Consider the following 20,151-nt stretch of genomic DNA (forward strand, 5'->3'; position numbering starts at 1 on the left):
GGGGGTCTGCGCAGCTATCCGACGAGTTCGCGCACCAGCGCCGCGACCTGCCCGGCCTCGATGAGGAACCCGTCGTGTCCGTACGGTGATTCGATGACGCGAGGGCGGTCCGCACCAGGAATCAGCGCCGCCAACTCGGCCTGCTGCGACGGCGGATAGAGACGGTCCGAGTCCACCCCCGCGACGAGGGTCCGGGCGGTCACACGAGCCAGGGCGCGGCGCGTGCCACCCCGGCCACGGCCGATGTCGTGGCTGTTCATGGCGTCCACCAGCGTCACATAGCTGCCCGCGTCGAAGCGCCGTACCAGCTTGTCGGCATGGTGATCGAGGTAGGACTCGACCTGGTAGCGGCCGCCGGCCCACGGGTCCTCGCGCTCCTGGGCCGCCCGGCCGAAGCGGGCCGCCAACTCCGGCTCGCTGCGGTACGTGACGTGGGCGAGGCGGCGGGCCAGGCCCAGCCCCGTGTGCGGACCGCGCCCGGGACCGGCGTCGTAGTAGTCGCCGCCACGCCAGCCCGGATCCGAGCGGATGGCATGGAGCTGGATGTTCGCCCAGGCGATCTGCTCGGCGCTCGCGGCGGCGGTGGTGGCGAGCAGCAGCAGCGCCGCCGTCCGCCGCGGATACGACACCGCCCACTCCAAGGCGCGCATCCCGCCCATGGACCCGCCGACCACCAACGCCCAACGCGCAACGCCCAGTTCGTCGGAGAGTGCGGCCTCCGCGGTCACCTGATCGCGCTGGGTGAGGAACGGGAAGGCGCCGCCCCAACGCCTGCCGTCCGGGCGCGTGGAGGAGGGGCCGGTGCTGCCCTGGCAGCCGCCGAGCACGTTCGGGGCGACGACGAACCAGCGGTCCGTGTCCAGCGCGCGCCCCGGGCCGATCAGCGCGTCCCACCAGCCCGGGGAGGGATGGCCGGGTTCGGCCGGGCCCGCGGCGTGGCTGTCACCGGTGAGGGCGTGCAGCACGAGGACCGCGTTGGAGCCGTCGGGGGCGAGCCGCCCCCACGTCTCGAACGCGAGCCGTACGTCGGGCAGTTCACCGCCCGCTTCGAGGAGGAGCGGACCCGGCCGGGTGTGCCACTCCCGTCGCCCGGTCGGCCCTCCCTCCCGCCAGGCCCCCGAGGCCGGCGGAAGGGAGGGCCGGGACCGGCCGGGCAGGATGCTCAGGACGCACCCTTGGCCGCGCGGAACCCCGCCTCCAGGTCGGCCTTCAGATCGGCGACGTTCTCGATGCCGACCGAAAGACGCACGAGCCCGGCCGCCGTGCCGGTCGCGGTCAACTGGGCCTCGTCCAGCTGGCTGTGGGTCGTCGACGCCGGGTGGATGATGAGGCTGCGTACGTCACCGATGTTGGCGAGATGGCTGAACAGCTCGACGGCGTCCACGAAGCGCTTCCCCGCCTCGACCCCGTCCCGCAGCTCGAAGGCGAGCACCGCGCCGGCGCCGTTCGGGAGATAGCGCTGTCCCGCCGCGTACCAGCGGTTCGATTCGAGGCCCGGATAGTGGACGGCGGCCACTTCGTCGCGCTGCTCCAGCCACTCGGCGAGGGCCTGCGCATTGGACGAATGGCGCTCGATGCGCAGACTGAGCGTCTCCACGCCCTGGAGGAGCAGGAACGCGGAATGCGGGGAGAGTGCGGGACCGAGGTCGCGGAGCAACTGGACACGCAGCTTGACGGCGAAGGCTCCCGGACCGAGTGCGGGCCAGTACCGCAGGCCGTGGTAGCTGGGGTCCGGCTCGCTGAAGCCGGGGAACCGCTCGGCGTGGGCGCCGAAGTCGAAGGAGCCGGCGTCGACGACGACACCGGCGATGGTGGTGCCGTGGCCGCCGAGGAACTTGGTCGCGGAGTGCACGACGATGTCGGCGCCGTGCTCGATGGGCCGCAGCAGGTACGGGGTCGGCACGGTGTTGTCGACGATCAGCGGTACGCCGGCGGCGTGCGCGACATCCGCCACGGCACGCACGTCGAGCACGTTGCCGCGCGGATTGCCCAGTGTCTCGGCGAAGAGGGCCTTGGTGCCGGGCCGGATCGCCGCCCGCCAGGCGTCGAGGTCGTCCGGGTCGTCGACGAAGGACACCTCGATGCCGAACCTGGGCAGGGTGTGCCGGAAGAGGTTGTACGTCCCGCCGTACAGCGAGGTGCTGGAGACGATGTGGTCACCGGCGGACGCCAGCGTGAGGATGGCCAGGGTCTCGGCGGCCTGCCCCGAGGCGAGGGCCACGGCGGCGACTCCGCCCTCCAAGGCCGCGATGCGCTGCTCGAAGACGTCCTGGGTGGGGTTGTGGATGCGGGTGTAGATGTTGCCCGGCTCGGCCAGCGAGAAGAGGTCCGCGGCGTGCTGGGTGTCGCGGAAGACGAACGAACTCGTCTGGTAGATCGGCACGGCCCGCGCCCCGGTCGTCGGATCCGGCACAGCGCCGGCATGGATCTGCTTGGTCTCGAACGACCACGCCGAGGTGTCGGGGCCGACGGGCTCCTCGTCGGGGGTATGGCCCGCGGTGACGGCGTCGATGGGCTGGCTCATGGTTCTCCCTTGTGCGGCGGGCGGGTGCGCGGATGGCGCTGCGGTCGGCAGGAGTGCGGGTACCGCGAGGCTGTGCGCTGCGCCCCGGCGGGCGGGGCCGGCGGGCAGCACGGCGGTGTGGGGGAAGGGCGCTCGGGGGTGGAGCGAGACGTCAGCTCACGGCGGGACAGGCCGTGGTGGTGACACGCACGTAGTCGACGTGGCGGCGGGTCACGAGCACGGTCATGCGGTGAGCGAACCACACTCCTGATGCCAACGTCCCTCAGTTCATGAGGAGTTGACAATTGCGCCAACTCGCCGTGGTCTCCGTGCCGTGATCGGCCCGCACGCGGGTTCGCCCCCTCGTGATCCCCCGACAGTTCCTCGCCACGGGCCGCCGCGCCCGGACGGTGCCGGGGGAGTCCTACGGGGACTGCTCCTCCCGGGCAACCGCTGCCAGCAGATCGCGCAGGGCGTCGTTGTCGGCGTCGTCCCCGTGCGCGTCGACGCCCTCGAAGGTGGCGGCTTCGGCGCTGCGGGGAAACATCACCTGCTCGTATGCGGTGAGGGCGGACTCGATGTCGTCGGGATGTGCGGCGAGGGACGCGCCGAGTTCGGCCCCGTCCAGCATCGCGAGGTTGGCGCCCTCGCCGTTCGGGGCCGCGAGGTGGGCGGCGTCGCCCAGCAGGGTCGCGCCCGGCAGCCGCGGCCACCGGAAGCCCGTCGGAAGCGCGTAGAGGGGGCGCAGAACCGGTGGGGCGTCGGTTTCGGTGATCAGCGAGGTGAGCTCCGGGGCCCAGCCGCCGAACTCCTTCGCGAGGCGCGCGGTCGCTGCGGCGGCATCGCCGAAGTCGATGGTGGCGAACCAGGATTCCGGCTCGGCCAGGCCCAGGTAGCCGTGAATGGTGTCGCCCTTCTCCCGGTGGGCGAAGATCTCCCGGCCCGGCCCCGTCGCGACCATCGACCCGCCGCCGACCGTCGCGGCTGCGGCGGGGTGCCGACTGCCGGAGTCGAACAGATAGGTGTCGACGACCGACTTGCCGGTGTACTCGGGTGTCACGGGGGAGAGCAGCGGTCGTACCCGCGACCAGGCGCCGTCCGCGCCGACCAGCAGGCCGGTGGTGACGACGCCGCCATCGGCGAACGTGACCTCGTGGCGGCCGTCGTCGAGCGTTCGGGCGCGGATCACCTTGTGGCCCCAGCGCACGGTGCCGCCCGGGAGTGAGTCGAGCAGCAGCTGCCGCAGGTCGGCGCGCTGCACCTCGGGACGTCCTCCCATGCCGTCGTCGGCCTTCTCGAACAGGACGGTCCCGTCCGGATCGAGGACGCGCAGGGCCTGGCGCCCATCCAGGACGAGCCCGTGGAAGCCATCCATCAATCCGGCTGCCTCAAGCGCGAGTTGACCGTTGTAGTCGTGGATGTCGAGCATGCCCCCCTGCGTGCGGGCGGTCGGCGAGGGCTCGGCCTCGTAGACCGTGGAGGTCATTCCGTGGACGTGCAGGACCCGGGCGAGCGTGAGGCCGCCGAGACCGGCACCGATGATCGTGACGTCGGTGGGCATGGGATTCCTTCTGGGCCGAGGACCCTGGACGGCCGGCCGGCGGGCGTCGCGCCGGTACGGACCGCCCCAGAGGGTCCGGACGATCGGATGGGGTGGGGGCGCTTGCCGTGTCCGGCCCGGCTCCCACGAGACGCAATGTCCCCGCGCCCGCCGACAGTTCGCCGACAAGCCGCTGACAGCCCCCGACAAGCCCCCGACAGGGCGCGGTCCCCCACCTGCGCCGTACGGCGAGCCCTTCGGTGCGGACGTGCTCGCAGGCCGCAGAGCGCGTCATCGCGGATCGGCAAAAATGAGCTGTGAAGGGATATTCGGCTCGTACTTGGGCAGTGTGGACCCGTGCTCTCCAACGCTCTCGCCTGGTGCCGCGACCGTCTGCGCCGACCGCGCTCCGGGGTCCGCTCCCCGGCGGCCGACGGCCCGGTCGTGTTCACGGCCGACTTCGCCTCGTTGACGCAGTGGGTCGCGGGCCGTTCGTCGGCGTATCCGGACGGCGGCCCGGTCAACCCCGGTGACAACAAGCTGGATTACCTGGTCGACGATCCGTCGTACAGCAGGGGCGGGGTCTTCCGGGCCACCAGGAACCCCGACGGCACCTGGAAGACCGGGCTGTTGACCACGGAGGGCAGCGCGGACGGGTTCATGGTGCGTACCGGAGACGTACTGGAGGCGCGCGTCCGGCTGCCGGTCGGTGTGGGGGCGTGGCCCGCCATCTGGACCTGGCGGGACGGCGGTCAGGAGATCGACGTCTTCGAATACCACCCGGACAACCCTGACATCCTGGAGCTGACGAACCACGTCAAGGGGGGCCAGTTCTACTTCCAGGACGCCGTCGTCGCACCGGACGCATGGCTCGATCTGCGCGTCCGGTTCGGGGCCCGTTCGGTGACCTGGTGGGTGAACGGCGTACGCGTCTTCGGGGACCGTGCGGGGGTGGGCCGGAACTGGCAGGCCTACCTCATCGTGAACTTGTCGGTCAGCGCGGGTCGTTATCACCCCGAGCCCCCAACTGCGCTGTCCGAGCTGTCGTTTGAGGTGTCGTCACTGCGGATTCACCGCCGCTGACGACACCGGCCGACTGCGGGCGCGTGGCAGCGGGACGCGTCGCCGCCTCCGACGGAGGCCGCGTTCGGTGGTGCATGCCGCCTGCGGTGACGGGTACGACCCCGCTCGTGCGGGAGAGCACGGGACTCGTACAGGAGGGCTACGGGAGAGGCCCGCGAACGCGAGGAGTGTCGCAAGTGATTCGAAAGCTACAGGCGGTCGCGTTGGACTGCGACGACCCGGCCCGGCTCGCGGAGTTCTACGCGGGTCTGCTCGGCGGCCGGGTGACCGCCGACCCGGACGACCCCGACTGGATCGAGGTGGACGGCTTCGAGGGAGGCCGACTGGCCTTTCAGCGGGTGGACGGCTACCGGCCTCCGGAATGGCCCGGCCGGCAGGTTCCCCAGCAGATCCATCTGGATTTCGACGTGGACGATCTGGAGGGTGAGGAGAAGCGGGCGCTCGCCCTGGGCGCGACGGTGCTGGAGCGGACGGACCAGGTCCGGCCGGGGGCCAACTGGCGGGTCTACGCGGACCCGGCCGGGCACCCGTTCTGCCTCTGCCTGCACTGACAGGGATGCGACCGTCCGACCCGCACGCCAGGCGAGATCGGTGGCCCGAGGACGAACTGTGATGTCCTGCTCGTGCCCAAGGGCGGTCGGGAGGGCGGTCGGGAGGGCGCCCCGGCCACGGCGGACCCTGGATCGGCCGCCGCTCACGCCCTCCGCTCGTGCCCTTCGCGCACCGGCCCCGACCGCGCCAGCGTATGGTGTACGCTGAAGCGAACGGTGTACCCGACATGTAAACGGTGTGCGCTTTCGTGCGGGTGTTCGCCCTGTGGGTGCGAGACGGAGACAGGGGAGGCTCGGTGCCGGCCAATGAGCAGCACGGAATTCCGTCGGTTTGGACCCGGCCGCGCGCGCGGCGGGAGCAACCGGCGCTGAGCCGGGAGCAGATCGTCGCCGAGGCCGTCCGGCTCCTGGACGCGGAGGGCATCGACGCGCTGAGCATGCGCAAGCTCGGCACCCGTCTCGGTGCGGGGGCCACCTCCCTCTACCGGCACGTGGCCAACAAGGACGAGCTCATCGAGCTGGTGGTCGACGAGGTGTACGGGGAGTTGGCGGAGCCCGACGTCGCGCGGTCCGCGCACTGGCGCGACGTCACGGCGCGGCGCGCGCACGGCCTGCGGGCGATGCTGCTCAAGCATCCGTGGATCGCCTCGCTGCTCGGCGAGGTGGGCGTCGCCCATCTGGGGCCCAATCTGATGCGCCTGTCGGACCGCATGATCGCCACGTTCGAGGCGGCGGGGTTCGCGCTGAGCGAGTCGGATCACGCGGTGCGTACCGTCTTCGCGTACGTCACCGGGATGACGACCAGTGAGGCCGCGTGGCTCACCATGCTGGCGCGCAGCGGTCAGACCGAGCAGGAGTGGGTGGAGCGCCTGTGGCCGGCCGCCGAGCAGGCCGCGCAGGCTTATCCGCGCCTGCGCAAGGGGTACGCCGACCAGCGCGGCAAGGATCCGCGCGCCACCCGCGACGAGAACTTCGCGTATGGCCTCGATCTGATCCTGGACGGCCTGGAGGCCAGACTCGGACAGGCGGGCCCGGCCGCCGGATAGCGGGACGGCGGCTTCTGGCGCGCGCGGGGGGAGCGGGGGAATCCCTGTCCGCGGCGCCCACATCAGTGATCCACCGTCCGATCCATGCGGACGGCTCATCCCCTCTGTACCGATGGAGTGCCTTGATGGCCAGGCAGGAACGCGCGTTACGTACGCGCAATGCGTTAATCGAGTCCGCCGCCGAGCTGTTCGACCGGGACGGCTTCGAGACGGCGTCGCTCGCCATGATCAGTGCCCGCGCCGGCGTGAGCAACGGGGCCCTGCACTTCCACTTCGCCAGCAAGGCGGCCCTGGCCGACGCGGTGTGCGTGACGGCGGCGCAACGGCTGGCGAGGATCACGGACGCCGGCGAGGAACGTGCGGACGACGGTGCCTTGCAAATGCTGATCGATACCAGCCACGCCCTGGTGCGCGGCCTCGCTCAGGATGTGGTGCTGCGGGCAGGGTTCGACCTGGCGGACGGCCGCGAGTCGACGGGCGCGGGCATGGATCTGTGCGCCCGTTGGCAGGACTGGGTGGGGGAGGCGTTCGAGCGGGCGGCTCGGGAGGGCGCCCTGGCTCAGGGAGCCACGGCGAGGGACGCGACCCTGACCGTGGTGGGGGCCGTGGCCGGGTTCAAGACACTGGGAGTGCGGGATCCCGCATGGCTGTCCCCGGAAACGCTGACGCGCTTTTGGGGGCTGCTACTGCCGCGCGTGGCGGGGGAGTTCACCCTGGAGGGCCTGGAGGCCGCGGGTACGCAGGCCGGCAAGGAAGCGCCGTGGTTCTGAGCACCGATTGAGCCGTCGGCTCGGGGCCACGCGGTTCGACTGTAAAGGAAACCTTGACGGGGCGATTCCGTAAAGGCACCCTTTACGTATGGCCGATGACGCGGAATCCTCGATCTCGCTTGCCGCGCTGACCGGGCGGCTCGCCGAACAGGCGGGGGCTCTGGCCGGGGCGCTGGGCGGCCCGTTCGAGCCGCCCGCGTACCTGGACCTGGTGCGGCGCGCCCGGGACGTGGACGGCCTGGCGGAGCAGGTGTTGAAGCTGTCCGTGCAGCAGAGCCGCGACGCCGGTCACACCTGGCAGGAGATCGGTGATCTGCTCGGCGTCACCCGCCAGGCCGCCTTCCAGAGGTTCGGCAAACCGATCGACCCCCGGACGGGAGCCCCCATGGACAAGACGGTACGCATGGACAACGCGGCGGAGCGCGCACGGCAGATCGCCGAGGCCGTCCTCGGCGGCCGGATGGACGAAGCGAGGCCGCACTTCAATGCCCAGGTCCTGGCGGCCTTCACCGAGGAGGAGCGCGGCCGGGGCATGGCCACGGTCGCGGGTCTGGTCGGAGCGTTCGAGGGCTTCGCCGACGACGCCCCGTTCGTCCGCCGCATCGGGGACCACACAGTGGTCGACATCCCGCTGCACTACGAGGCGGGCGACATGAAGGCCCGGGTGGCCTTCGACACCGACGAGAAGGTCGCCGGCCTGTTCATCCTGGCCCCGGAGACGCCGTAACACCGCTGTTCCGACGCGTAGAGAGGCCTTCATCATGACGGCCGGCCCCGCCCCCACCGTGTGGATGACCCTCGTCCCGCTGATCGCGCTGCTCCCTGCCATCCTGTGCATGCTGGACATCGCCCGCCACCCCCACACCCGCACCCTGACACCTCAACTCTGGCTCGCCATCTGCGCGTTGGGGAACGTGGTCGGCCTGGTCGCGTACCTCAGGTACGGGCGGGACGAGCGTCGCTGAGGATCGGGCGGAGACCGGGATCGGTCGGCCAGGGAAAACCCGTTGGCGCTGTTCGCCCCGGCGGATAGTGTTCGCTGCGCCGTGACACCGAACCAGGAGGTGAGACCCATGAACGCAGTAACCACGTGGGTGCTCCCCCTTTCCGTTACGGTCGGCGACTGACGAAGCTGTCGCCGGGAGCGCCTCGAAGCAGGCACTCCCGAAAGGCAACAGCCATGAATACTCTGCACTTCACCACCAAGACGTCGGCGAACGGCATCGTCGAGCGCGAGTTCACCCTGGGCGACTTCGACGGTGCCCTCTGGTCGCCGTCCTCCGGCGCCGAACGCGCGCCGTTGATCCTGATGGGCCACGGCGGCGGCAACCATCACAAGTCCCCGGCGATGACCGGCCGGGCAGCACGCCTCGTGGCCATCGGCGGCTTCAACGTCGCGACCATCGACGCCCCCGGGCACGGCCGCCGTCCGCGCACGGAGCACGACGAACGCGAAATCGCCCTGATGCAGGAGGCGATGGCGGCGGGCGAGCCCGTGGGACCGATCGTCGTCCCGTACAACCTCCACCTGGCCGAGCGGGCCGTCCCCGAGTGGCGGGCGACCCTGGACGCGCTTCAGGAGCTGCCGGAGATCGGCGCCGAAGGCCCGGTCGGCTACTACGGCCTCAACATGGGCACCGCCATCGGCATCCCCCTGACGGCGGCCGAACCCCGCATCAGGGCCGCCGTCTTCGGGCAGTTCTGGCCCGAGCCGCTGACCGGGACGGCCAAGCGGATCACCGTGCCCATCGAATACGACCTCCAGTGGGACGACGAGCACATCCCGCGTGAAGAGGGCCTCGCCCTGTTCGACGCCTTCGCCTCGAAGGACAAGACCCTGCACGCGAACGCGGGCCGCCACAAGCAACTGCCCCGGTTCGAGGCGGACAGCGCGGCGCACTTCTTCGTACGCCATCTGGGCCGGGCGATCGCGGCCTGACCCTCGGCAGGGGCCGAGCCGGTCCGGCACTTGCCTCGGCTCGGCCCCCTCGCCCGCGGGGCAGCCGTTGGGGCAGCCCTTGGGGCCGCCTCCCGTCGCAGCGGGTTGAAGCCGGCTGAAACCGTGGTGACGCCCTGCTGAAACCGGCTCGGCGCACTGTCTTCACCAACGCGGCGGACAGCCACCGCGCCGAAGACAACGAGTCGCAGGAGATGACCGTCATGCAGAAGTTCGCCACCACCGCCCCGATCGCCGCCATCCTCGACATCCCCGCCGGACGGATCCGGATCATCGCCGCCGACCAGCCGCACACCACCGTCGCGGTCAAGGCCGCGGACCCCGCCAAGAGCCGCGATGTGAAGGCCGCGGACCACACCACGGTCAGCTACGACAACGGCGTCCTGCGCATCGAGGCAGCCCCGGCGGGAAACCAGTACTTCGGCTCCTCCGGTGCCCTTGACGTGACGGTCGAACTCCCCGCCGGCTCGCGGATCCAGGCGAAGACGGCCGGTGCCGAGTTCCGCACCGTCGGACGCCTGGGCGATGTCGACTTCGACGGCGCGCACGGCACGGTCGAGCTGGACGAGACCGCGGGCCTGCGCCTGGGCGTCCACGCCGGGGACGTCTCGGTCGGTCGCCTCGCCGGGGACAGCGAGATCCGTGTCTCCTCGGGAGACATCACCATCACCGAGGCCCAGCACGGCACGCTCAAGCTCCGCACCGAGTCCGGCCGGATCACGGTCGGCGCCGCACGCGGAACCTCCGCCACCCTGGACGCGGGCACCTCCCACGGCCGCATCCACAACGCCCTCACCCACACGGAGGGCGCCGCGGCGGCCCTGAACATCCACGCGACCACGGCCAGCGGCGACATCACCGCCCGTAGCCTGTAGTACCCGGAGGGCACCCGTTCACCCGATGGCCGGCTCTACCGCGGCCGGACCGGCGTCGCCCGGCTCTACCGCGGCCGGACCGGCGTCGCCCGGCTCGCCCTGGCCACCGGAGCACCCGTAGTGCCGGTGGCGCCGTTCGGAAATGGCCAACTCCCGCCGGTGGATGGCAGGTTGACCCGCTACCACCGCATCCCGATCGAATTCGGTAGGCCACCGCACTGCTCCACGGCCGCGATCCCGACGACCGAGCGGGGCCGATCCGTGCCCGATTTCTCCTGGCAAACTCCGTTGTCTGTTCGCTGTCGCACTGCGATCATCCGCGCATGCACATGCTCAGCGATGACCTTGGACAGCTCTCCTACGACGTGGCCGGCGACGGGCCGCCCGTCGTACTCGTACACGCCGGTGTGGCCGACCATCACATGTGGGACGCGGTCGTGCCCGCCCTCGCCGAACAGCACACCGTGATCCGGTACGACCTGCGCGGCTTCGGTGAATCCGCGCCCCCGAGCGGGCCGTTCAGCGAGAGCGACGACCTGCGCCGCCTTCTGGACCACCTCGGTCACGATCGTGTCCGGCTCGTAGGCGCGTCCTGGGGCGGCCGGGTGGCCGTGGACTTCACGCTCGCCCACCCGGACCGGGTGCACTCCCTGGCGATACTCGCCGCTCCCTGGCCGCGCTATCACTGGTCGGCGGACATGATCGCGTACGACGAGGCCGAGACGGGGGCCCTGGAGGCGGGCGATCTGGACGCCGCCGTGCGCATCAACCTGGACATGTGGCTGCGTGGGCCCTCACGTGGCTGGGACGATGTTGCCGACGGGCTGTCCGAGCAACTGCGCGGCCCGCTGCGGACATCGCTGGTGAACCAGCCCCTGGTGGGAGAACACTCCGAGGGCCCGGGGGCAGGCGACCTGACCTCCATCGCCGTCCCCACGCTGGTGGGCGTGGGCAAGCTGGACGTCGCCGACTTCCAGGACATCGCACGTCGCTACGCCGCCGCGATTCCGGGCGCCGCCCTGGTCGAGTTCGCCACCGCGGCTCACCTCATCGCCATGGACGCGCCGGACGAAGTGGCGTCGGTGCTGGGCGAGTTCCTCGTTCGGTAGTGGATGGGTGACGGTCCCCTCCGTCCTCCACCGGTTCTCGATCCGGGTCCCAGCCGTCCGCCCGTCCCAGCCGTCCACCTCATGAACGGCTTGATCGCCCACCTCATGCCGGGTCGATGAGGCGGCTTTCGTGGGCGAAGACAACGGCCTGTATGCGGTCGCGGAGTTCCAGCTTGGGCAGGATCCGTCCCAGATGGGCCTTCACCGTTGCCTCCGCGAGGTGCAGGGCGGTCGCGATCTCGGTGTTGGACAGGCCGCGGCCCACCTGGATCAGCACCTCCCGCTCACGGGCGCTGAGCCGGCTCAAGCGCTCGTCCCGGTCGGCGCCGCTCCCGTCGGGTATGTGCGGACGGAGGTGTTCCAGCAGGCGCCGGGTGATCCGGGGGGAGACCACCGCGTCGCCCGCGGCCACGCTGCGTATCGCGGTGAGCAGTTGCTCGGGCCGGGTGTTCTTGAGCAGGAAGCCCGAGGCTCCGGCGCCGAGTCCGGCGAAGGCGTATTCGTCCAGATCGAAGATGGTGAGGATCAGCACTCTGCTCCGCGGGGAGGCCCGGATGACCTGCCGGGTCGCCTCGATGCCGTCGGTCCCGGGCATCCGGACGTCCATGAGGACGACATCGGGGCGCAGTTGACGCGCGAGCCGTACGGCCTGGTCGCCGTCCGATGCCTCACCGACCGGTGTCATGTCGGGCTGGGCCTCCAGGATCGTGCTGAAAGCCATGCGGAGCAGCGCCTCGTCGTCGACGATCAGGATGCGGAGCGTCATGCGTTCGCCCCTTCGGTGCTTGCGAGGTGGAGGCGGGTGTGGACCTTCCAGCCCCCGCCCGGGAGCGGGCCGGCCCGCAGCGTCCCGCCGTAGGCGGCCGCACGCTCGCGCATGCCGGGGATGCCGTGGCCCGATGACGGGGAGCCGGCCGGTGACGGACCGGGGCCGCTGTCGGTGACGTCCACTGTGATGCTCTCGGCCGAACACCGTATGCGGACCTTCGCCTCGGTGCCGGTCGGTGCGTGCTTGAGGGTGTTGGTCAAGGCTTCCTGAACCAGGCGGTAGACGGTCAGTTGGGCGGTGGCGGGTATGCGGGTGTGGTCGCCGCGCACCTCCACGCGGGTCGGCAGCCCGGCGGTGCACATCTGGTCGGCCAGCACGTCCAGTTGTGTGAGGTCGGGCAGCGGGTGGCGCTCCGCGTCCGGTGCATGGGCCCGCAGGATGCCCAGCGAGCGCCGCATGTCGGTGAGGGCCTGCCGGCCCGTGTCGGAGGTCTGGAGCATCAGGGTGGTGGCCTTGCCGGGCGACCGGTGCTGTGCGTAGACGGCGGCGTCGGTGAGGGCGACCATGACGGACAGGTTGTGGGTGACGATGTCGTGCATCTCCCGGGTGATGCGTGTCCTCTCCTCGGCGACCGCCAGCCGCGCCCGCTGATCCCGCTCCCGCTCCAGACGCGCGGCCCGCTCCACCACGGCCGCCAGGTAGGCACGCGTGGTCCGCATGTTCACCCCCAGCACGGCGACGGCGACCACCGTCGCGGTCACCGCGACGAAGGGGGCCAGGAACGCGCCCCCCGTCGCCCAGCGCAGACAGGCCAGCAGGACCCCGCCCTCCACGAGGGCGGCGGCGATCAGCGTGCGGCGCCGGTCGGAGTGCGCGGCCACCGTGTAGAGAGCCACCAACAGGCCGACGTCCGCAGGTAGTTGGACGTTGGCCAGCCACTGGATCAAAGCCGCGGCTGCCACGGCGCCGAACACCGTGAGCGGGGCACGGCGCCGCCACACCAGGGGAACCGTGAGGGCTGCGGTGAGGGTCAGGGACACCGGTAGCTCATTCGGCGAGCGCGTGGCCAGGATGTTGAGCAGGAGCAGCGCCGGCACCAGCGAGTCCCACATGGTGGGTGGCAGCCGGGAGTTCCAGCGCCGGGCGGCCCTCAGTGCTCGCGCTGCCGATGAGGAGCCAGGGTCGATACGCCCTGTCAGCCGTACGGCCGTCCACGCCCGCGGGCCCCCAGAGGGCATCGGGTGCGCATTCCCGGGCTCTGCGACCGCGTCGGTCATCGCACATCCCTGTTGATTCGGCGTCGTGATGGCCCCGGTCCGGGCCGCCACCCTGTGCGGTTGGAGCGAGGGTGGCGGTGGGGGAGCGGGGTGGTGGGGGAGCGGGGTGCTGGAGTGCGCCGGACCCGTGTGGCCCGGTGAGCACCCGGCACTGTCACGTTAGGCCGCGGCGCGCCCATGCGCATGAGCCCACCGTCTGATGGCATCGCGCCGAAGTACGACCGAAGGATGAGCCCCGCTACCTTCCGCGGTCGCAGCACGGCCGCCTGTCCGGCGTGCCGCTTTGCGACTTCGGTCGCACGGACACCGTGCTGGATGCGACGCCGGTCGCACAGGAGGCATGCCGCGGACGGCGACCCCGGTCGCACACGACGTCGACCCCGGGCCGATGTGGCAGCGCCTGCTCCGCGCCGACGATGACCGGGTGACCGAGATCATCACGGGGCTGTACATGTCCCCTCTCGAATTCCTTGCCCTGCTGGGCGCCGTCGCTCTGGTGACGGCGCGCTGGCTTCCTTCCGCCGTCCGCCCGCGCGTCACGATCGCCGCGGGGGCACTGTGCGCGCTGTGCGCCGTCGTGTTGAGCGTGGTGGGGGTCCGCTGGCAGATGCTGCCGATACTGGCCGGCGCCGCTTTCGCGTCGCCGTTCGCCGCCGCTCCGCTGATTCGCCGCCGTTCCGGCCGGCCGTCGTGGCGGGCCCGATGGTGGCTGGCGCTGCCGGGGTCGGTGGCCTGCGTCGGCCTGATCATGGTGGGTCCGGTGGCCGCCTGGGCCTTTCCGGTTCCCGTCTTCCCCGAGCCGTCGGGCCGTTTCGCGGTCGGCACCCGCGTGATGGAGTGGACCGACCCGAACCGCCCCGAGACCGCCACCGCCGACCCGCACGACCGGCGCACCGTCGTCGTTCAACTCTGGTACCCCGCACGGGATTTCCCCGCCGGTGCGCGGCGGGCGCAGTACCTCGGCCGTACGGAGGGCGAGGCGCGCACGGTTTCCGACGCACTCGCCCGCGAGGCCGGCCTGCCCGGCTTTCTGGTGGACGGTGTTCCTCGTGCCCACACCCATGCGGTCTTCGACGCTTCGGCGGCCGACGGGGACGGACGCTTCCCGATCGTGCTGTTCTCGCCCGGGGCGGGCGGGGTACGCACCCAGAACACGGCCTGGGCGGAGGAACTGGCCAGCAACGGCTATGTGGTCGCCGCCCTCGACCACCCGTACGACTCCGCCGTCGTCGTCCTCGCCGACGGCCGAACGATTCGCAGCACCACCGCCTCGACCGGCGATCGGGACAAGGACGACGAACTGGCCGCCGACCAGACGGCCGTTCGGGCCGCCGACCTCCGCTTCGTCCTCACTCAGCTGGGTCGTATGGACCGAGGTGAGATCGCGGGCCCACTGGCCGGACGCCTGGACACCGGCCGGGTCGCGGCGACCGGCCACTCCATGGGGGGTGCGGCCGCGCTCCAGGCGGCCAGGCAGGACGACCGCATCGACGCCGTCATCGACATGGACGGCTACCCCCACGGCCCCACGTCCCCCGCCCTGCACCGGCCGACGCTCGCGCTCACCCAGAACATCACGCCGGAAACCGACCCGCGCTACATGCCCCGCCTCACCGAGGCCCTCAAGCTCAACAGCGCGACGAGCTACCGCCTCACCATCCCCGGCGCCGCACACCTCACCTTCATGGACGCCCCCCTGTACCTGCCGCCCGTGCCCTCGATAGTCGGTTCCCTGGGCCGCACCGAGAGCCCCCGCGTCGTCGCCGCGACCACGGTCGCCTTCCTGGACAGCACCCTGCGGCAACGATCCGGTGACCTGGATGCCGTGCTGTCGGCCCACGGCGATCTCAGCGTCTACCGCCCGGGCAACGGCCCCTGACGAGCCGCGCCCGCGGATGCCGATCCGGTGGCCGAACCCGGCAAGGGGCTGTGCGATCAAGGCTGTTCGAGGGGAGATTCGTCGGCGTCACACGGCATCGCATTGCCTTGGCGTGGGCGCATCCGGAAACTCGGATGCGGCCTCCCCCGGGCACCCCTAGGCTCGGCCCGCCTGGGCTGCGACGCTCGCCGAGAGGGCGGGCGTCGTCTGCGCGTCTGTGGAGGGGAGCTGCACGAAGCATGGCCAGTCAACTGTTCGCGATCTGCTTCAACGCGAGTCGGCCGTCGGATCTGGCGCGATTCTGGTCGGGTCTCCTGGGTTGGGATGTCTTCGACGGACCCAACGGCGACATCGAGGTCCTGCCGCCCCATCCTGACGACCCGGCCGCGTTCCGCATCCGCTTCCTGCCGAGTCAGGAGCCGAAGACCGGCCGGAATCGCGCGCACTTCGACCTGACGAGTGCCTCCGCGGAGGACCAACGGCGGACGGTGGCACGGGCGTTGGACTTCGGCGGCCGGCACATCGACGTGGGCCAACTGCCCGAAGAGGGGCACGTGGTGCTCGCCGATCCCGATGGCAACGAGTTCTGTGTCATCGAGGCGGGCAACAGGTTCCTCGCCGACACCGGTTTCATCGGCGCTCTGGCCTGCGACGGCACTCAGGAAGTCGGCTACTTCTGGAGTGCGGCGCTGGGCTGGCCGTTGGTCTGGGACCAGGACCAGGAGACGGCGATCCAGTCCCCGGACGGCGGCACGAAGATCACGTGGGGTGGCCCTCCGGTAGCGCCGAAGACGGGCCCGAACGGGCTGCGATTCGAGCTGGCGCTGCCCGCCGACGCCGACGGGGATGCGGAGGTCGACCGCCTGATCGCTCTCGGCGCGACCCGTACCAACTCCGGCGCGGATGACTGGAGTTGGCCGATGCTGTTGGACCCCGACGGCAACGAGTTCACCCTACGGCGGCGAGCGTCTCGGTAGCGGGGGCGGGTGGCTGCCCGGCGCCGCCTGGGACCAGGTCGGATTCGGGTTCACGGATTCAGGCTGGGCCGCCGCAGTGACCGAGCGCGTCCTCGCAGCCCTGGACCTCCTGCTGGTCCAGGGTAAGAAAGCGCCAGACGATGAGGCCGGTGGTACCGGTCCTTGCGGGGATGATGGCGGCGGTGACCGGCGGACCGGCGGGGACATTGAGCCGTTGGGCCTCGCGGGCTCCGCAGGGCAGCTCCCGGGTGTGCTTGCTCCGGCCGCGGGTGAGTTCCAGGGTGAGGTGGGTGACTTCGTAGCTGTCGCAGGTGATGTCGAGGCGGTAGGGCTTGCTGCCCGGGGCGTCGAAGGTCGCGTTCATGCCGGAGGCGACGTGGGGAGCGTTGCGGTCGATGACGGTGAGGGTGCTGTCGTCGGTGTCCAGGGCGCGATCGGCGCGCTGGAGCGCGTCGTCCGGTTCCCATCCCCGGGCGGCCGCGCCGTCGGTGGGGGAGCCGGAGCCCGTGCTGGTGCAGCCGGCGAGGGCCGCTGCTGCGAGAAGGAGGGCGAGGGCGGGTCGTGTCCGCATGGCCGCATCCTAGGTGGGTGCCAGCAAGTCCAGGGCGTCGCCCTCTTCGCAGTGCACGACCTTCGCAGTGCACGACCTTCGCAGTGCACGACCTTCGGAGTGCATGACCTTCGCAGTGCACGGCACCACCGAGGTGATGCGCTACTGGGGGCCCGACAGGGATCGAACAGGCCCACGACGCCGAGCGCTTCCTCTCGCGAAGGAACCTGACGTGCGTTGGCCGCCGACGGGCGGAGCGCATACGCTCCCCGCGTAGAAGCGCAGGCTCGCCAAGTCGTAGGCCGCACGTGCGGCGTGATCGTTGGGGTCGTCACCCAGAGCCCCATACAGCTCGGCACCGAACGCCACTCCGGAAGGCGTGCTGACCCGCGACGACATCCCGCCGCGTGACCGGATTCGCAAGCTGTCCAGCCGGCCGGTTGTGGACGTGGCTCCGGCGCGCGCCTACGCGCGGGAGCAGAAGCAGCGTATGGCGGAACTCATCTCGTTGTCGCCATGGCGCGGGAGCTGGGCTGCTCGTGAGGGTGAGGGGTCGGGCACGGCTCCCGGTCTTGACCGCGCGGGTGGGCCAGGCTGCTGCCATGAAGAAGAACATCGGGGTTCTCGGGGCGCTGACCGGGCTGTTGCTGCCCGTCGCCGCACTCACGGCCGTCTCGGACGTGGCGTTCGCACAGCCCGGCCCGCCTGGGACGGGTACCCGCATCGGCGCCGGTTCCGGTACCAGCCATTCCATCCGGACCGAGGCGGCCGTGGTGGGAGAGTGGAGAGCGGGTCCCGGGGGCAGTGCGAAGCGAGTCGACAGCTTGGAGGTGCGGGCCGACGGCACGTTCGAGCTGCGGTTCGCCTACTACTGCCCGCCGGGCGCAATGTGCTTCGTCGGGCCGCGTGCTCCGGACCACGGCACGTGGACGCAGAGCGGCGAGGGCATCAGTCTCGCCGGTGAGTCCGGTACGTACTCCGGGCGTGTGCGCGGCGACGTGATGGAGCTGGACGGTGAGGTTCTCCGTCGGGTCGACTCCCGCCGGTAGGTGGGCTGGTGGGCCGGCGTGCGCTGGAAGGGCCGGGGCGGACGTGCCGCGCCGGGCGCAAACGAGGCGGCGGCGAGCCCCGGGCGTAGCGGAGAGTCGGCCTCATCACCATCATCTAGTTGCAGAGTTGCGCAACCTATAAAGTATGGTCATGAATGCGAATGACGGGGTGGGTTGGGAACTGGCCGAGCTCGACGGGGGCCCTGCGCACGGGTTGCGCATGCGGGTCCTCGGTCAGGCGAGGGTGCTCCAGGTGACGTACCCCTGCGCGGTGGAGCCGTCGCAGGGCGAGTTGGCCAGTGTCCAGGCGGTGTTCGTCTATCGGCGGGATGTGCGGCGAGGTCTGCGGGGTGACGCAGGGGGCGGCGGTGCGGGGGGCGATGCAGGGAGCGGCGCGGCGGGCGACGTGCACGCTGGTCAGCCCGTGCGGTACGGCTTCGATCCGGCCAGCCCCTGAGCCCTGCCCCCGGCCCCGCTTCGGCGCCCTCGGCTTGCCCCTGCGCTCCGGTACACCACGGAATGTGCGGCCCCGCTTCCCCTCGCTGAACCAGGACGTCCCGACGGGACGCGCCCACGGGAAAGCTTGCTACATTGCGCAACTGTAGAACTGTTGGGTGGGGCGAGTCGGGCTCTCCTTCTGCGAGCCGACTCTTTTGTGAGCCGAACGGACAAGGGGCGCGCGGATGGCAGGCAGTCGTAAGGCGTCGGGGCGGCGCCGCGGTGGTGGGAACGGGGCCGCGGGATCAGGTCGGCCGCGCAGGCGCGGCAAGGCGAGGACCTGGCTCGCGGTAGTGGTCTCGCTGCTCGTCCTGCTGGCAGCCGGCGCGGGCTGGATCTACATCAGGCTCGACGGCAACATCAAGACCTTCGCCGCGGACGGCGTCTCCGACGACCGGCCGGCCGCCTCGGCGCACGGCTCGAATGTGCTGGTCATCGGGACGGACGCGCGGACGGACGGCAACAGTGAACTCGGCGGCGGCGACAAGAACGACATCGGCCGCTCCGACACCGCCTTCCTGTTGCACACCTACGCCGACCAGAAGCACGCCGTGGCGGTTTCCATCCCCCGGGACACACTGGTCGACATCCCCGCCTGCAAACTGCCCGACGGCACCTGGACCAAGCCGCAGGCCAACACCATGTTCAATGCCGCCTATTCGGTGGGCCAGACGGCCAAGGGAAACCCCGCCTGCACGCAGAACACCGTCGAGAAGCTGACCGGGCTGCGCGTCGACCACACCGTGGTCGTCGACTTCAAGGGGTTCGCGAAGATGACGGAGGCCGTGGGCGGCGTCCAGGTCTGCCTTCCCCAGGACGTGTACCAGAAGGACCTCAACCCGAACCGGTCCACTCGCGGTGCGCAGATCTTCGCCAAGGGGCCGCAGACCGTCTCCGGCCAGAAGGCGCTGGACTACGTACGGATCCGGCACGGCATCGGCGACGGCTCCGACATAGGCCGGATCAAACGCCAACAGGCTTTCGTCGCCTCCCTGTTGAAGAAGGTGAAGAGCGACGGCATGAGCCCCACCAGCCTGCTTCCCCTCGCCAATGCCGCGACGCAGTCGCTTACCGTGGACCCCGGGCTCGGCTCGGCCGACAAACTGATCTCCTTCGCCCTGTCGATGAAGAACGTCGACCTCCACAACACCAAGTTCGTCACCCTGCCGTGGCGCTATCAGGGAGCACGGGTGGCGATCGTCCACCCGGACGCGGAGGCGCTGTGGGCCGCGCTCAAGGCCGACCGCACCCTCGATGGGCAGAGCACGGGCAGCCATCGGGAGGAACAGGCCGACGCGGCGTCCCCGTCGCCCGGAGCCACCGAGTCGGTGTCCGGACAGGGCGTCTCCGTCGCCGTGTACAACGGCACGACGATCACAGGTCTGGCCGCCCGTGCCGCCGACGCACTCAAGCGGCACGGCTTCACGGTAACCGGCACCGGCACGGCCCTCGTGCGCACGCAGACCAGAACGGTCATCGAGTACGGGCCCGGCGAGAAGGACCAGGCCGAGAAGGTCGCGCGGGTCCTGACCGACGCGGAGGCGACGGCCGCGGCCGCGCCCGGCGTCAAGGTGATCCTTGGCAAGTCGTACGCCGCCGACCCGGTGGCCCCGACCTCCGGCGCGCCGAGTGCGGTGCCCTCCGAAATCGCCGGTGGAGCGCGCTCGGCCGACGACGATCCCTGCTCCAACCTCTCGTACGGCTGACCCGTGCGACGG

At 71.0% G+C, this 20,151-nt stretch carries 20 protein-coding genes and 1 pseudogene; 15 read left to right on the plus strand and 6 right to left on the minus strand.

Features of this window, described 5'->3' with window-relative positions; all coding sequences use genetic code 11:
* Nucleotides 1-14: 14 nt before the first annotated feature.
* From metX to CG740_RS33545, 3 genes are all read right to left on the minus strand, one after another.
* Nucleotides 15-1,157: a homoserine O-acetyltransferase MetX gene (gene metX / locus CG740_RS33535; RefSeq protein WP_100579085.1), complete on the minus strand. Its 1,143-nt coding sequence runs from the start codon at nt 1,155-1,157 to the stop codon at nt 15-17.
* Nucleotides 1,158-1,162: 5 nt separating this feature from the next.
* Nucleotides 1,163-2,524 (minus strand): bifunctional o-acetylhomoserine/o-acetylserine sulfhydrylase, encoded by a 1,362-nt coding sequence (locus CG740_RS33540; protein WP_100579086.1) that lies wholly within the window; start codon nt 2,522-2,524, stop codon nt 1,163-1,165.
* A 403-nt stretch (nt 2,525-2,927) separates the two neighbouring features.
* Nucleotides 2,928-4,064: an FAD-dependent oxidoreductase gene (locus CG740_RS33545; protein WP_100579087.1), complete on the minus strand. Its 1,137-nt coding sequence runs from the start codon at nt 4,062-4,064 to the stop codon at nt 2,928-2,930.
* A 372-nt stretch (nt 4,065-4,436) separates the two neighbouring features.
* Here CG740_RS33545 and CG740_RS33550 point away from each other — a divergent pair, with 372 nt between their 5' ends.
* From CG740_RS33550 to CG740_RS33590, 10 genes and pseudogenes are all read left to right on the plus strand, one after another.
* Complete coding sequence (locus tag CG740_RS33550) at nt 4,437-5,126, plus strand: family 16 glycosylhydrolase (RefSeq protein WP_100579162.1); 690 nt, start codon at nt 4,437-4,439, stop codon at nt 5,124-5,126.
* Between the two features lie 176 nt (nt 5,127-5,302).
* Nucleotides 5,303-5,677, plus strand: a complete 375-nt coding sequence (locus CG740_RS33555) for a VOC family protein (protein WP_199846650.1) — start codon at nt 5,303-5,305, stop codon at nt 5,675-5,677.
* Between the two features lie 296 nt (nt 5,678-5,973).
* Nucleotides 5,974-6,723, plus strand: a complete 750-nt coding sequence (locus CG740_RS33560; RefSeq protein ID WP_100579088.1) for a TetR/AcrR family transcriptional regulator — start codon at nt 5,974-5,976, stop codon at nt 6,721-6,723.
* Nucleotides 6,724-6,848: 125 nt separating this feature from the next.
* Nucleotides 6,849-7,493, plus strand: coding sequence for a ScbR family autoregulator-binding transcription factor (locus CG740_RS33565; RefSeq protein WP_100579089.1), 645 nt, complete (start codon nt 6,849-6,851; stop codon nt 7,491-7,493).
* An 88-nt stretch (nt 7,494-7,581) separates the two neighbouring features.
* Complete coding sequence (locus CG740_RS33570) at nt 7,582-8,220, plus strand: DUF3887 domain-containing protein (protein WP_100579090.1); 639 nt, start codon at nt 7,582-7,584, stop codon at nt 8,218-8,220.
* 34 nt (nt 8,221-8,254) lie between these two features.
* On the plus strand, nt 8,255-8,458 hold the full coding sequence (locus CG740_RS33575; protein ID WP_100579091.1) for a PLDc N-terminal domain-containing protein: 204 nt from the start codon (nt 8,255-8,257) through the stop codon (nt 8,456-8,458).
* Between the two features lie 215 nt (nt 8,459-8,673).
* The gene (locus CG740_RS33580) at nt 8,674-9,432 is read left to right on the plus strand and encodes an alpha/beta hydrolase (RefSeq protein WP_100579092.1); all 759 of its coding nucleotides are present in this window, start codon (nt 8,674-8,676) and stop codon (nt 9,430-9,432) included.
* A gap of 221 nt (nt 9,433-9,653) precedes the next feature.
* Nucleotides 9,654-10,325 (plus strand): DUF4097 family beta strand repeat-containing protein, encoded by a 672-nt coding sequence (locus CG740_RS33585; RefSeq protein ID WP_100579164.1) that lies wholly within the window; start codon nt 9,654-9,656, stop codon nt 10,323-10,325.
* Nucleotides 10,326-10,538 (plus strand): annotated as a pseudogene (locus CG740_RS42015) (hypothetical protein); the annotation flags it as partial.
* Between the two features lie 110 nt (nt 10,539-10,648).
* Entirely contained in the window at nt 10,649-11,434 is a 786-nt protein-coding gene (locus tag CG740_RS33590) for an alpha/beta fold hydrolase (RefSeq protein ID WP_100579093.1), read from the plus strand.
* Nucleotides 11,435-11,537: 103 nt separating this feature from the next.
* Here the strand turns inward: CG740_RS33590 and CG740_RS33595 are convergent, their stop codons facing one another.
* On the minus strand, nt 11,538-12,200 hold the full coding sequence (locus CG740_RS33595) for a response regulator (protein WP_100579094.1): 663 nt from the start codon (nt 12,198-12,200) through the stop codon (nt 11,538-11,540).
* Complete coding sequence (locus tag CG740_RS33600; protein ID WP_234376635.1) at nt 12,197-13,315, minus strand: sensor histidine kinase; 1,119 nt, start codon at nt 13,313-13,315, stop codon at nt 12,197-12,199. The genes CG740_RS33595 and CG740_RS33600 overlap by 4 nt, the downstream gene beginning before the upstream one ends.
* 553 nt (nt 13,316-13,868) lie before the next feature.
* Between CG740_RS33600 and CG740_RS33605 the strand changes: the two genes are divergently transcribed.
* A complete protein-coding gene (locus CG740_RS33605) occupies nt 13,869-15,359 on the plus strand; it encodes an alpha/beta hydrolase family protein (protein WP_100579165.1) in 1,491 nt (496 codons plus the stop codon).
* A 239-nt stretch (nt 15,360-15,598) separates the two neighbouring features.
* Entirely contained in the window at nt 15,599-16,336 is a 738-nt protein-coding gene (locus tag CG740_RS33610) for a VOC family protein (protein WP_100579096.1), read from the plus strand.
* A gap of 58 nt (nt 16,337-16,394) precedes the next feature.
* On the opposite strand, the gene CG740_RS33615 is transcribed toward CG740_RS33610, so the two are convergent.
* Nucleotides 16,395-16,907: a hypothetical protein gene (locus CG740_RS33615; protein WP_100579097.1), complete on the minus strand. Its 513-nt coding sequence runs from the start codon at nt 16,905-16,907 to the stop codon at nt 16,395-16,397.
* Between the two features lie 581 nt (nt 16,908-17,488).
* Between CG740_RS33615 and CG740_RS33625 the strand changes: the two genes are divergently transcribed.
* From CG740_RS33625 to CG740_RS33635, 3 genes are all read left to right on the plus strand, one after another.
* Entirely contained in the window at nt 17,489-17,935 is a 447-nt protein-coding gene (locus CG740_RS33625; RefSeq protein WP_100579098.1) for a hypothetical protein, read from the plus strand.
* Nucleotides 17,936-18,086: 151 nt separating this feature from the next.
* Entirely contained in the window at nt 18,087-18,392 is a 306-nt protein-coding gene (locus CG740_RS33630) for a hypothetical protein (protein ID WP_159030468.1), read from the plus strand.
* A 226-nt stretch (nt 18,393-18,618) separates the two neighbouring features.
* Complete coding sequence (locus CG740_RS33635; protein WP_100579100.1) at nt 18,619-20,139, plus strand: LCP family protein; 1,521 nt, start codon at nt 18,619-18,621, stop codon at nt 20,137-20,139.
* The last annotated feature ends 12 nt before the right edge of the window (nt 20,140-20,151 follow it).

The organism is Streptomyces sp. CB01201, assembly GCF_002803085.1.
GTDB classification, from domain to species: domain Bacteria; phylum Actinomycetota; class Actinomycetes; order Streptomycetales; family Streptomycetaceae; genus Streptomyces; species Streptomyces hundungensis.